The sequence below is a fragment of the Hornefia porci genome (assembly GCF_001940235.1).
Taxonomy (GTDB): Bacteria; Bacillota; Clostridia; order Peptostreptococcales; family Anaerovoracaceae; genus Aminicella; species Aminicella porci.
Map to the genome: position 1 here is coordinate 910,722 of NZ_MJIE01000001.1, position 13,368 is coordinate 924,089.

Genomic DNA, 13,368 nt, shown 5'->3' on the forward strand with positions numbered 1-13,368 from the left:
ATTTATTCCTCCCTGACACCGATATGTCTGTATTTCTCGCCGACATGCCCGTCTTCCGCGATCTTCTGCAGTGCGTCAAACGCCGTCTCAAAGGTATCAGTCGTCACATCGCGTCCGCCCAGACCGTATACATAGTTCACCATAAGCGGTCTTCTCTCCGCATCATACAGCGCCGACCGGGTCTCCGCAAACACCGGACCTCCGCAGCCGGAAAAGCCCTCTGCCTTATCCATGACCGCGACCGCTCTGCATCCGGACAGTGCCGCCGCCAGTTCTTCCCGCGGGAAGGGACGGAACACACGGAGCTTAACCAGCCCCGCCTTCACTCCGCGCTCCCGGAGCATATTGACGGCCGCCTTTCCGGTCCCCGCTGAGGAACCGATGACAACCACCGCGAATTCCGCATCCTCCATCCGGTACTCCTCAATCATGTCATAGAATCGTCCGGAAAGCTCTCCAAAGTCCTTTCCCACCTGACGGATACGCTCTCTGGCGTCCTTCATGGCCTCTGCCTGCGCCTTCTTGATTTCCATATAATACGGTGAAACGCCATAAGGGCCCACCGCAAGCGGCTCCTGCGGATTCAGCAGGTAATGCTCCGGATTATATTCTCCGACAAAGCTCCGCACCTCTTCATCCTCCAGCAGACGGATGTTCGCCAGCGCGTGGCTGGTAATGAACCCGTCCTGGCAGATCATGACCGGAAGTCTGCAATGCTCCGCAATGGGCATGGCCTGCAGATAGTTGTCATAGACCTCCTGATTGTTCTCCGCGTAAATCTGAATCCACCCGGTATCTCTGCATCCCATGGAATCAGAGTGGTCGTTGTTGATGTTAATAGGACCGGTCAGCGCCCGGTTCACCACCGCCATCACAATCGGCAGGCGGCTGGACGCCGCTACATACAGCAGTTCCCACATAAACGCCAGGCCGGCAGAGGAAGTGGCGGTAATCGCCCGTGCTCCCGCCGCGGATGCTCCGATGCATGTGGACATCGCGGAATGCTCCGACTCCACCGGAACAAATTCAGTATCGACCTCGCCGTTTGCGATATATGATGCGAAATACTGCGGAATCTCTGTGGAGGGCGTAATCGGAAATGCTCCCATCACATCCGGATTGATCTGCTTCATCGCGTATGCCACGGCTTCATTGCCGCTTAATCTCGTATTCGTTCCCATTACTTTCCTCCCAGCTCCATTCTGATTGCTTCAAAGGGACAGACCTTTGCGCATATCCCGCAGCCCTTGCAGTGATCCAGGTCCGTATCCGTTCTCTTTCCGTCCTTCACCGGAATCGACGCGTCCGGGCAATAAGGAACGCAAAGCATACACTGCTTGCAGCGCTCCGGGTCGAACACCGGAGTCATGGTTCTCCATTCGCCGGTCATCACAAGCTTTGAAGTCGCCGGTTCATAAATTTCCGCTCCCGGCGTCAGCTCCTGCCAGGTGCTCCTCTCATTGATATCTTTTGCTGATCTGAACATCTCTACCTGCCTTTTTCTGTTTGTGGTCTTATCCTACTTTTACCTGCTCCATCGACATCCGCAGCGCCTTCATATTGCCGTCGATAACGTTCGGCTTTGTCGCGAATTTATGACGGAAGGAACCCTCCATATCGTGAAGGAATTTTTTGTTGTCGATCACATTGCTGACCTTGACGGTCGCCGCCAGCATCGGGGTATTCGGGAAATTCTTTCCCAGTGTCTCCAGTGAAATCTTTTCCGCATCCACCGCGCAGACCTTTCCTTTGTAGCCCTTCAGCTGCTCCCTCAGCTCCTCCGGTTCCCGCGTGCTGTTGATGATGATGGCTCCGTCCTCCGACAGCCCCGCCGTAACATCCACTGAATGAAGCAGCGTCTCATCGACCACCACCACGTAATCCGGATGATAGATATTGGAGTGCACCAGATTTTCCGTGTCGGAGATTCTGTTGTAGGCGGTGATCGGCGCGCCCATTCTCTCCGGACCGTATTCCGGGAATCCCTGCACATGCTTTCCGGAGCTGAACGCCGCGTCTGCCAGAAGCAGACATGCGGTCTTAGCGCCCTGTCCGCCTCTTCCGTGCCATCTGATCTCTACTGTTTTCTTTCCGTTTTCCATTTTCTTGCCTCCTACTACAGCGTCGCTGCGGCAGACTGTCAGTCCCGGTGCTCCCGTACAAAACAAAACTCCGCCCTGTATCAGGACGGAGAAAGACTCTTCGCTTGTAAACCACCTGCTACGACGCATACCATCATATGCTCTTCCGATTACGGGGAAGGCCCGTCAGAACCTACTCGCCGGAAACATGTCCGGTCTGTTTCAGCTCTGCAACTCAGGAGTGATTTTCAAAATGTACCGTTCTCGGCGCCGGGCTTCCACCATCCCCGGTTCGCTTGGCCTTCTGATACAAATCTACTGTCTCCGTCAAAGTCTTTGGTAATATTCAATTCACCATGTATGATAACGCAGGTGTTTCCGTTTGTCAACCACTAATTTTCTTTTTTTTATTCGTGCGTAAAACTAAATTCCGGGTCAGATGTTAATCTCACCCTCCGCCAGCGTGACAGCCAGGCCGCCGACTTTAACGCCGGGCTGCCCGCCCTGCATCACAATCCGGGTGTCAACCCTGGAGGGCCTTCCCATTTTCTCTCCCTGGATCACCGTATTCACCACATCCGCCGTCAGAACGCCGTACCGGTAGAGATAATAAGCAAGCGCTCCGTTGGAGGTTCCCGTAGCGGCCTCTTCATCAATATCATACAGAGGCGCGAAGTTCCGTGCGTGAATAAGACCGTCCTTTCCGTTGACAGTGAACGCATGAACTCCCACCACCTCATACTTTCTGGAAAGCTCTGTCAGCGCAGGGAAATCCGGAGCGATGCGTTCCAGCTCCTCCTCGTCCTTCACCGGGAGCATGATGTCGATCAGTCCCGTGGATATTTTTTCCGGCTTCAGCTGTACGGACGGGTTCTTCGACCAGACGCCCTGTCCTTCTGCTGAAATTCCCATAATGCGATACAGCTCTCTCACTGCCTCGTCACCCTCGATGACTCCATAAGCCTTCGGATCCGCCATGTCCATCAGAATGCTGTTTTCCTGCAGCGCGATGTCAATGGGTCCGGCCAGCGTCTCATAGCGGATTGTGTTTCCCAGCCGCGCCATTCCGAGCTGCATCAGCGCATAGGCAGACCCGATGGTCGCATGACCGCACAGTTCCACCTCTGCGGCGGGCGTGAAGTACCGGGTCCGAAAAATACCGTCTCCCTCTCGCCTCACAAAAGCGGTCTCCGAATATCGAAGCTCCGCTGCCGTCCTGCGCATCACCTCATCCTCCGGATAATCCTTTCCGTCAGGAATCACCACAACTCCGGCGGGATTGCCGCCGAACAGCGTGTCCGTAAAAGCATCAACAATCTGAAATCTCATAAGTTTTCCCTCCTATCTCCGGGCTGCTCACGGGCAGCCTGAATCTCTCCGCGAATCCGCTGTTCCACATCGTCAAACAGGAGTTCCCGATTATGGCGATAATACGCGTCGCATCCGAAATTCTCCACAAACCAGCTGGTATCGAACCCTGCCGTGATCTGCGTCACAAAGATGACCATCTCCTGCCGCTGTCCCACAGAGGCCTCCAGGAACCGGAAAGCGTTGTCGAACCGGATGCCGGTATCGTCGATCAGATTCTGGCGCCGGTCGAGAATCTCCTGAAACATCTGTCGCACAAGTTCCATTACCGCATCCTTCCCGGTCAGTTCCTTTTCCTGCCGGAGCTTCTCCGCATATTTCTCCAGCGTGTTCACCTCTCTCTGCCGCAGATCCCGTTCCTCCCCGGAGAGACGGTTTGCCTCCGCGTCCAGACGCATCTGTTTCCGGTGGGCGGCGGCCAGTTCTTCCATCCGCCGGTCACCCATGTCGACGTCCTCCGATTCATCGCGGAACCGGATCAGATCCTGATGCAGACGGTCCGCCAGAATATCCTCACGCCTCGTATTTCCGGCGGCCTCCGACAGTCTGGCAAACAGCAGTCCCATCACCGACAGCTTTTCGTCAAAGGGCGCGGTCTGCATCGTCCGCACAGTCACCGGCTCCCAGCGTCCACGCAGAATTTCCTCGACATGATAAGTGCTCTGATATTTGTAGTACAGATCCAGATACCCCGCAAAGTCGCGGGCGATATCCGGCATCTGAATATATTGCTCGATAACCTGACGGTCCACCCTGACCCCGATCTGCTCGCAGGCCTGAATCATCTCACTGAGGTCCTCCCAGCCTCTGGCCGTCACAAAATGCGTCCCGTCCACGGTATTTTCAATGCGGTAGAAATTCTCCTTCCGGATATCCAGATAACTGATCACCGCACCGTGAAGCCCGTTGCGCCACGCGTATTCCTTCCAGATCTCAAAATCCTCCTCCACCTCGATATATTTCACACGATCCAGCGTCACCACATCGAACGCACGGGCAGACCGGTTATACTCCGGCGGATTTCCCGCCGCGACAATGAGCCATCCCTCCGGCAGCTTCCGGTTCCCGAAGGTTTTGTACTGAAGGAACTGCAGCATCACCGGAGTCAGAGTCTCCGACACACAGTTGATCTCGTCCAGAAACAGGATTCCCTGCTCCAGGCCGGTCTGCTCCATAAGGTCATAAACAGAGGCGAGAATTTCACTCATTGTGTACCGGGTGACAGATACCTCCTCCCCGTTGTAGTCCTCATGCACGATAAAAGGAAGCCCGACCGCGCTCTGACGGGTGTGATGAGTCACCGTATACGCCACCAGCCCCACGCCGGTCTCCGCTACGATCTGTTCCATAATCTGTGTTTTCCCGATTCCGGGAGGTCCCATCAGCAGCACCGGTCTCTGCCGCTTCGACGGAATCCGGTAATTCCCCAGCTCATCCTTTGCCAGATAGGCTCTGAGCGTATCCTCTATCTCCTGCTTTGCCTGTTTTATGTTCATTGCCATAGTGCATTTCTCCTCTAACAAAATCTCGTCCGGCGGGGTTCGTCATCCGACGGTTTGCCGTCGTCCGGCGGAACTCATGTCCGGGGCAGTTCATCCCAGTCCGTCAGCTCCGGTTCCTCTTCCTCCACGCGCTCCAGTGTCCGCTGCAGGTCAGGTATCTCCAGCACCAGGCGGATCGCCCAGGGCGGCACCGGAATCGAAGCCGGCGGCTGCCCCAGAAACACGAACGCAGTCTCGTAAGCCGGACGACTCCGCGGATAGAAGCCGAGCCCGTCCGTAAAGTAAATCAGCCCCCGGAGGGATGTGAATTTCCCCGCCGCAACCAGCTCGTCCACGTATTCGAATACCGGGCGGAAATCCGTGGTATCTCCTCCCTTCAGCCGGAAGCGGCTCATATATTCCCGCAGCTCATCGAGGTCGCGGATCTCGTCATCTGCCCGGACTTTGTTGTCACACTGCAGGATATGGATGTTGACCTTTCTGGTAAACGTCTCCGTACTGCGCAGAATGGCGTAGGTACACGCCAGAAACATCCGCACCGTTTCCCCCGATGTGGACATGGAGGTGTCCACCGCGATGACCAGATCCTCAATCCGCTTTTCCTCTCTGGTTTCCAGCGGCTCCACAAGCGGCATGTTCCCGTAGAGCTCCAGTCCGTAAGTATAATAGATATAGTCGAAGGCGTCGGGATCCGTCTCCATCACCTCTCTCGGCGCCGCAAACCGCCTCAGAAAGCTTCTGTAATCCACATCATCGCGAACAGCGACCTCAAGCCGATCCATGACCTCACGGCCTCTTCCCATATTCTCCCGGAACATGGTCTTCATCAAGCTCATGGTCCGACGCGCCATATTGTCCCACTTCTGATCCTGCTGCTCCTGCTGCCGACGCTGCCGCTCATTCTGCGGTATCCAGAGGCGGTGATCATCCACGCGGAACGCAGCGTCCAGAGTTCCCAGCTGAAGGCGGTCCCGCTCCTCTCTCAGCAGTTTCCGGTAGACGCCTTCCGCAGTCACCACCTTCATCTCTCCGGAGCACTCCGCGATGAAATTCTGCCGGACGGGCATTCTGTCTCTCTCCGCGATACAGTCATACGGGAGCTCCTGCAGCAGCGCCTCCACAGCCGTATCACAGGCAATGTCCCACAGCACCGGATCCTTTCCCGCTGCCTTTCCGATATGCCGCAGAAGACAATGGAAGATCACATGCAGATATCCCCTGTTCATTCCGGTTCTGGATCTGACATAACGGTCCGCGATCCATCTGCCGCTGTAATAGAGAGCGTCTCCGTCCGAAGCCATGGTCGTGATCTTCTGTTCTTCGCCGGAAACAAAGGACAGGGCGCACAGCGCAGTATCCATGTATGGAAAATTCATATATAATTCGTTTCTGACCGCCAGGAGAATCTCTTCTCCGATCCGGTTCAAATCATAGCTCAAAACGCTTCCTCCGTCCCATCGGCTGCTCTCCCCGCAGTCCGGACAGGAGAACGGCGAGGCTCTGCACCGCTCCGCTTTCTCTGGCGAAGTCGCAGCCTTCCTTCAGCTGCTGCGGAGTGTACGCAACGATTTCCAGAAGGCGGCTCAGATCCGTTCCGTCTCCGTTTTCCAGAACCCAGCGCATCAGCCGTTCCCTGTTCTCTGTCACATATTCCAGGTAAGACTGACGCCGCTGCTCCTCCAGACCCTCCGGCCATCTCAGACGAAACCATGCGAGGCGGGTCAGAACGTCCTCGATTCCTCCACGCTCGCGGGACTTTTCCCACAGTCCGTCATAATCCTTCCAGTGCAGCCTTCTGTTCCGAAAAACGTGATGATACGGGTATCCCGCACCGTCCGTCGTATGATCAAACTGCCTGGCCGGCGTATTTTCCTCCCATATCTCCGCATATTCCGGAAACAGCAGCCGCGCCCGCGTTCCCGACGCGTCCCGAATCTGCACATCCAGCTCACGGTCAGTCTCACCGCAGATCTTTGCCAGGCCGCCCTGATCCTCACCCGGGCGGTTCACGATAATCTCATGCAGCGCCATACAGTTCATGAACGGACTGACTCCCCATTCCACAGGTTCGTCACAGAACTCAAACCGCTCCATATAAAACGCACCCATGAACGCGTAGTTTCCGATTCGGCGAATCCCGCAGGGAAGGCGCAGCGAGTGCATCCGGCGATTGGACCACTCCGCCTCCCGATCAGTTCTGCGGCCGGTCAGTTCAAGCTCCTCTCCTCCGCCACCATGATCCCGCGCAGCCAGAGCGTAATCTCCCAGCTCTGTGACCGGCAGACCCAGAAGCTCCTCCGGGAGCACCGCCTCCGCATCGCAGGTCTCCGCCCGCAGAATCGCGATACCGCTGTTCTTTTGTTCATACCGGATCCTCCAGTTTCCGCAGCCCGGAATCTGTCTCATGCCCCAAACCTTTCCGTCCTCAGCCTCCGCGGCGGACTCTCTTCCGTAAACACTGATTTCATTTTATCATGAAAAAGAAATTCTATCTACTGCTTAATACGCACCCGTTGAACCGGCAAAGCTCAATGAGTGTACTCTGTTTAATATACCTCATCTGTCCCGAAGTAAAAGAAAATTTCAGAAATAAAAAAGCCAGCAGGCTGGCTGAAGGAAGAATATCCGTTGAGTAAATTCTCTCTGGAAGTGGTTATAGAGTGTGCTGTAATGACATCCGGGAATCCGGACTCACTACTGAATATCATTCTTCGATGTGTTGTCAGTGTGTGTGTGACAGACAGCCTGCTGTACTTACATTAGAATTTTAACAAAAGATGCGGCCTCTCTGCAACAAAACCGGCGATTCCCGCTTTATTGGGGCAGAACAATACCTTCACAGGGCAGAGCTTCGTCCGTTTCCCTCTCCCTCTGCCCTTCCCGTACCCCCGGATTTACGCCGTTTTCTGCCCAAATGAGGTAAACCTGTGCCCTTTTTAAACAAATAACGGCGCGCATGATTGCCGTATTTCCAATCACTTGTTATATTTTTTAGAAAAGAAGGGATTGGGTGATCGTGATGACAAAAAAATACGTAAGCGATAATATACACACAGAGGGCGGCGGGTCCTTTGATGTTCTGATATCAAACTCCAGCGAATACAATGAAAAAAAATTTCCCGAGGCGGCAGGTTCCATCTCCTCGTGGAAGCTCGGCGTCAGCCACTATACGCGCCTCAGCGTCACAGACATGACGCCTTCGGAGAATATGCGGGTCCGCTTCTCCTTTCCGGACAGAAGCGTCATTGTCCTTTGTTTCAACCTGGAAGGCCCGATGGAGTGGTACTGCGGGAACGAGGATTTTGTTTCCGCGCTGAAACCGTTTGAATGCTGCGTTCAGTTCGGCATCGAGAAGGAAGGACACGTTTACTTCCGGCGGGATACGAGGCACCGTCATATCTGCGTCTATCTGCACGACCGCAACTATCCGTTTCTGCGCGCTGCTCTGGAGCGTTCCGGGCTCCGTCCCGATGAGCTCCCGGTAGAATCAATGCAGAAGTACGCCACCAGCCCCGGGATTCAGAAGACTCTCACGGACATCTTCAGTCCGCCGTGCAGCGAGGCGTATCGCGCTTGTTATCTCGAGGGAAAGGTTCTGGAACTGATTTCCCTCTTCTGCGGCGATATCCTTGAGAAGAATAACGTTGCGGCGAACATCTCCATGGATGAACGGGCCTGCATCCAGCGGGCGAAGGAAATCATCGACGAGCAGTACGCCCGGCCCCTGACCATCAAGAGTCTTGCCAAGTCCTGTTTCATCAGCGAGACGCGCCTGAAGTCCGGATTCAAGGAGCTGTTCGGCTCCACAGTTTATGAATACCTCGTAGACAAAAGAATGGAGGTAGCATTTGATCTGCTGTCCTCCAATCAGTATAATGTTCAGGATGTATGCTGGCGCGTGGGATACGCCAACGGAAGTCATTTCTCCCGTCAGTTCCGGAAAAAATACGGTTTCAACCCCGGAAAAATCAAATCGTCAGACTGATTCTCCTTCCCCGGACGGAAGGCGCCGGAACCGCTCCCTGTGATAAAACCCGTTCCGATGTTCCGAACCGCTTCCGGGCTGCCGGACATATCTCCGTTTCAGGACGAGCCTCCCTGCTGAAGCTGGGTTCTGTACCGGGACGGAATAACGCCGTATTTTCTCTTGAACGCGGCCGCGAAATTGCTCGCCTTTGAATAGCCGATCTCGGTGCAGATTTCTTTCACACTCATATCAGTGCCCAGCAGCAGGGCCGCGCCCTTCTCCAGACGCTGATCGATCACATAGGCGTGAATCGACGTACCGAAAACCTCCCGGAAACTTTTTCCGAGGATCGTGGTGCTGGTCCCCACCAGTCTGGCCAGCTCATTCCTTCCCGGCACATTGCGGATCTCGTCGTCGATGATCCGCCTGGCCTCCACCGCCGCATCCACCTTGCTCTTCTCCAGATGACATGCGGAGGCCGTTACGATATCCGCCTTAAAAACACTGGCAAGCACAAGGGAAAGGAGCTCATTAATCTTGCTCTCCAGATACAGATATCCCGGTCCGCTCTGATACTGCGTGTAATCCTTCAGCTCTGTGAAAATATGTTCCGTCCGGTTATCAATGTCGATATATGCGATATCGCCGGTGATCGCTCCCTGATAGCGGTCCCGCTCCTTTGAGTCGAAATACTTCCCCAGCATGGCGTAGTAATAGGAAACCGGGATCTTCATGCACCGGAGATTATAATTCTTTCCTCCCCGGTAGGTCACCCTCTCAATCAGACCGCTGCCTTCATAGATGCACGCCTGCCCGTTTTCGATATCATAGATTTTCCGTTCCTCGCCGACGGAGCAGGAGACCCGCTCCCCGAAGCAGAACCACAGATAAATGTAATCGTCTCCCGTCTGGCTCTCTGCATCATGATCTTCAAAGAAGGACATATTCAGAGTGATGAGAATCACCCCCTCCTTCGTGACCGTTCTGCTGATGGTGCCGTTCCCCACATCGATGGGGACGAACTCCTCAATCCGCCGGGGAGCGTCTTCAAAGGCCTTTTCGAGGATTTTATTCAACTCGGCCCCGTCGCGTCTCATAACGTCCACCGCTCTGACATCGCGTCATTGCCTGATATTATCCCGCCGGTCTTTGTTGTCGACCCGCTTTTAGAGTTTTTCGCGGCACTGTAATCCTGCAGCGTATTGAACATATTTTCCACACGCTCTTTTGTTTTGCTGCTCATCTGACCCGTTCCCGCGTTGTACACCATGATCATGCTGTACTTTCCAAACACCAGATATCCGTTCAGAGACACATTTCCCTTTGTCAGCTTAACCTGATACGCCTTGCCTCCGTCAATGGGGCTGTCCACAGCCTTTGTCTTCACGGTAACGCCGCTGTACGCACGGTTCAGGTATGCCTTCAGCTGCCGCTCAAAGTCAGAACTGGAATAATCGCCTGTTCCGCCTGAAATCATGCTGTATGCGACCATCAGATTGTCCGCCCCGGTCGCCTTTCCGTTCGGTCCGAAGACCGCCACATTCGCGCTTCCGGAGGACTTGGAATAGGCGCTGTCCTTCGCCCATCCGGTCGGGATCTGAACGACGAAGCCTCCAACGTACTGGCGGGTGTATTCCGGAGGATTCTTTGTATATTTAGCCGCTTCCTCCTTCGCCTTCTCCTTATCCCAGTACATCTTCATGCCGTAGTAGGCTTTCATCTCCTCCAGCAGTCCGTCGGTATCGTCACCGGTGCTGTCAGAACTGACCTTCACAACGCCGGAGACATAGTACTCCTTCTTTTCGACCTCGATTTTGGAAAGGAATTCTGTAATGCAGACACTGTAATAGCTGTTGTCGTACTTCTTCAGAACCTGAAAGCCTGTAGCGTATGCGCTGTTCTCATCCTTGGTCTTCTTCACGCTGTTCATTTCATCAACAGCGGCGCTCAGATTCGGTGAGCTTATCGAGCCGTACTTCTGGATATATTCCTTTGCGCCCCCCGCGTTGTCAACAATAGAAGAGTTAACGGTCTTCAGCGTGATGCTGACGCCCTTTGCCGTTGAGGAAACATAATTCGTCGAGCTGTACTCATTGCTTCCCTTCGGGATGAATGCCTGAATTTCCTCGTCTCCTGATCCCGGCTTCAGCGTCGCATCGCTCAGATACTTGAATCCGTCGTAATCCTTCACGGTGGTTCCCAGTGTCGGCGGTTTGCCGCATCCGGAAACCAGCATCATGGCGGCGATGCACAAAACCATCACGGCAAGAAGCTTCTGCTTCCGCCCCGATCCGGCTGTCCCTCCTTTTGTCCTCACATTCTCTGCACGGTTCCGTTTGAAAATAGTCATGCTTTCCCTGTCCCCTTTCATTCTTTTCAGATTCAGTTTCGTTTCCTTCTCATATATACGCTTATGCCAAGCAGCGCCGCGGCAGAAACCGCAACTGCTGTAAGGTATACCCACAGATTTGTCCGATCCCCGGTGTCAGGGCCTCCGCCTCCCGGTTTCACCCGGCAGGTGTTTGTGATAATCATATTTCCCTGATTCCGGTCGTTTACGGATACGGTGTACCCGGCGGACGTCCCGATCTCCTTCACGGTGTAGCGGATTTTCTTTCCGTCCTTCACTGCCGGAAGATCGCTCCATGTCTTTGTCCACTTGTTTCCCTTATTCAGAACGGCTTCCTGTCCTGCATCGGCTCCGTCTGCCATCAGGCGGACGCGAATCTGCTTCGGACGCTTCCCGTATTTGTCGTCCTTGTCGTTCCAGTGCTTTGTCACCGTCGCGCTGGTCCTGTCCGCGGCGTGGGTGTTGGTGATATCATAGCCGTCAATTTCTGTACGGTATCCCGGAACCGAATCCTCGGTAACCGTGTAGACGATTTCTCTTCCTCCGTCGAATTTCGGCAGATTCCGGAAGCTGTACCTCCATCCGTCCTCTTCAGAGATCGTTTTCTCTGCGACTTCTTTTCCGTCTGCCAGCAGATTAACGGTCACACTCTTCGGTCTCACGCCGTCCCGGTCGTTTTCATCCTTCCAGGTCTTGGTTCCGGACACGGAGATCAGAGCCTTTTTATTTGTTATCGTCTTGATCGTCGCCTCATCTTCTGTAACGGTCACCTCATAAGGCGTGCTGTCAAGCTCATAACCCGCCGGCGCAGTCACCTCGACGATGGAGTATTTCCCCGGAACCAGTTTTCCCGAGGTCGCCTCGCCCCGCGCGTCTGTCGTCAGCGTGAATGAACTGTTGTTCTCAAGATTTGTAATCTTGAATTCAGCGCCCGCCAGAGGAATCGAATGATCCTCCTCATCCACCTTCAGAATCCTGATTTTGCTCATCAGATTACCGTCGCCGCTTCCGCTGGAGGATGCCGACGTGTAGCTGGCCTGAACAGTTCTGGCCACGTTGCTTCCCGTGGCGGAAGCCTTGTTGCGGAGCGTAGTCCCCGGAATATAGGTCGTCTTGTAGCTCAGCTGATACTGCTTCCCGTCCACAATATTCCCCATGTCAATCGTGAATTTTGTTCCGTTGTCGGTAATCTTCAGTTTCCCGTCCAGGCTGATCTCCTGAATCGTTTCAATATTGAACCCGTTTGCATCGTATTTCACTTCTTTCAGAACAAAGGAATCCGGGATGTACTGCATCCCGCCGAGATCTCCGTTTTTAACGGAAAGCTCATCGGAATACACGAAATTCGTGTAATTCCCTTTAACGTGATTGATCCGGACATACCACTGAGCGACATCGTCGCCGTCCCTGGAAGCTTCTCCCCACTTCCCGATCACTTCGTCCTTCAGTCCGGTGGGGCCTGTAATCGGGACACTGATCGTCGAGACCTGCGACCCGATTGAAACGGAGAATTCGTTAGTTTCATCGTTTTTAATGTTCGTGAAGTGTGCCTGCAGCTGCATCTTTCCTTTGATATTGTACCGGTTTTCCACATAGTCGGTAAAGGTAACCTTCACCGTGCCGCCTCCATCACTGCCCGGCGACACGACCGCCGTTCCGATCACACTACCGTCCGGCGCCGTGAGGTTGAAATGGGTAGCGGCCGTATTCTTCGGAAAGACGAATTTATCCGGCAGTTTTACCGTAAAATAATCTCCTTCTTTCAGAGTGTTGCCGTAGACCGACGCATCCCAGTTCATGTTCACGTAGAATCGCTCATTCCATTCAAAACTGGTCGCTGTGCTTGTAGAGTAATGAGAGATATTAAAGTCGGTAATCTTCACCTCTGTGCGTTCAGTCGCATCCTCCGCATGTACGGGCGCGGCTCCCTGCCACAAAATACCTCCCATCAGGCAGACCGCTAAAAGGCATCCGCCCAGAATCGTCCCTGCCTTCTTCAGCCAGATCTTTCTGTGCATAATACGTTCCTCCTGCTTTTTCGCTTTTCCCGCTGTTTTTCGGGCTGTATTATTCTTTCTTTTTTCTTCCGCCCGCTTATCT

Annotated in this window: 11 protein-coding genes; 1 reads left to right on the plus strand and 10 read right to left on the minus strand. The window is 54.2% G+C overall.

What is annotated here, in order from left to right:
- Window positions 1-2: 2 nt before the first annotated feature.
- The 7 genes from BHK98_RS04380 to BHK98_RS04410 form a co-directional block, all read right to left on the minus strand.
- Window positions 3-1,181 carry a pyruvate ferredoxin oxidoreductase gene (locus BHK98_RS04380; RefSeq protein ID WP_075712364.1) on the minus strand — a complete coding sequence of 393 codons (1,179 nt, stop codon included), beginning with the start codon at window positions 1,179-1,181 and terminating at the stop codon, window positions 3-5.
- A complete protein-coding gene (locus tag BHK98_RS04385) occupies window positions 1,181-1,486 on the minus strand; it encodes a 4Fe-4S binding protein (RefSeq protein ID WP_075712365.1) in 306 nt (101 codons plus the stop codon). The genes BHK98_RS04380 and BHK98_RS04385 overlap by 1 nt, the downstream gene beginning before the upstream one ends.
- 28 nt (window positions 1,487-1,514) lie before the next feature.
- Window positions 1,515-2,102 carry a 2-oxoacid:acceptor oxidoreductase family protein gene (locus BHK98_RS04390; protein WP_075712366.1) on the minus strand — a complete coding sequence of 196 codons (588 nt, stop codon included), beginning with the start codon at window positions 2,100-2,102 and terminating at the stop codon, window positions 1,515-1,517.
- A 414-nt stretch (window positions 2,103-2,516) separates the two neighbouring features.
- Entirely contained in the window at window positions 2,517-3,410 is an 894-nt protein-coding gene (locus BHK98_RS04395) for a PhzF family phenazine biosynthesis protein (RefSeq protein ID WP_075712367.1), read from the minus strand.
- The gene (locus tag BHK98_RS04400) at window positions 3,407-4,951 is read right to left on the minus strand and encodes an ATP-binding protein (RefSeq protein ID WP_342718745.1); all 1,545 of its coding nucleotides are present in this window, start codon (window positions 4,949-4,951) and stop codon (window positions 3,407-3,409) included. The genes BHK98_RS04395 and BHK98_RS04400 overlap by 4 nt, the downstream gene beginning before the upstream one ends.
- Window positions 4,952-5,025: 74 nt before the next feature.
- The gene (locus tag BHK98_RS04405) at window positions 5,026-6,390 is read right to left on the minus strand and encodes a vWA domain-containing protein (RefSeq protein ID WP_075712368.1); all 1,365 of its coding nucleotides are present in this window, start codon (window positions 6,388-6,390) and stop codon (window positions 5,026-5,028) included.
- Window positions 6,380-7,357, minus strand: a complete 978-nt coding sequence (locus tag BHK98_RS04410; RefSeq protein ID WP_075712369.1) for a hypothetical protein — start codon at window positions 7,355-7,357, stop codon at window positions 6,380-6,382. The genes BHK98_RS04405 and BHK98_RS04410 overlap by 11 nt, the downstream gene beginning before the upstream one ends.
- A gap of 613 nt (window positions 7,358-7,970) precedes the next feature.
- On the opposite strand from BHK98_RS04410, the gene BHK98_RS04415 reads away from it, so the two are divergent.
- Entirely contained in the window at window positions 7,971-8,936 is a 966-nt protein-coding gene (locus BHK98_RS04415) for a helix-turn-helix domain-containing protein (RefSeq protein ID WP_143404531.1), read from the plus strand.
- Window positions 8,937-9,034: 98 nt separating this feature from the next.
- On the opposite strand, the gene BHK98_RS04420 is transcribed toward BHK98_RS04415, so the two are convergent.
- Genes BHK98_RS04420 through BHK98_RS04430 form a run of 3 tightly spaced genes read right to left on the minus strand, consistent with a single transcriptional unit; the run spans window position 9,035 to window position 13,286 of the window.
- Window positions 9,035-10,015 (minus strand): helix-turn-helix domain-containing protein, encoded by a 981-nt coding sequence (locus BHK98_RS04420; RefSeq protein WP_075712371.1) that lies wholly within the window; start codon window positions 10,013-10,015, stop codon window positions 9,035-9,037.
- Window positions 10,012-11,268, minus strand: a complete 1,257-nt coding sequence (locus BHK98_RS04425; RefSeq protein ID WP_143404532.1) for a hypothetical protein — start codon at window positions 11,266-11,268, stop codon at window positions 10,012-10,014. The genes BHK98_RS04420 and BHK98_RS04425 overlap by 4 nt, the downstream gene beginning before the upstream one ends.
- Window positions 11,269-11,300: 32 nt before the next feature.
- The gene (locus tag BHK98_RS04430; protein ID WP_143404533.1) at window positions 11,301-13,286 is read right to left on the minus strand and encodes a Cna B-type domain-containing protein; all 1,986 of its coding nucleotides are present in this window, start codon (window positions 13,284-13,286) and stop codon (window positions 11,301-11,303) included.
- Between the last annotated feature and the right edge of the window lie 82 nt (window positions 13,287-13,368).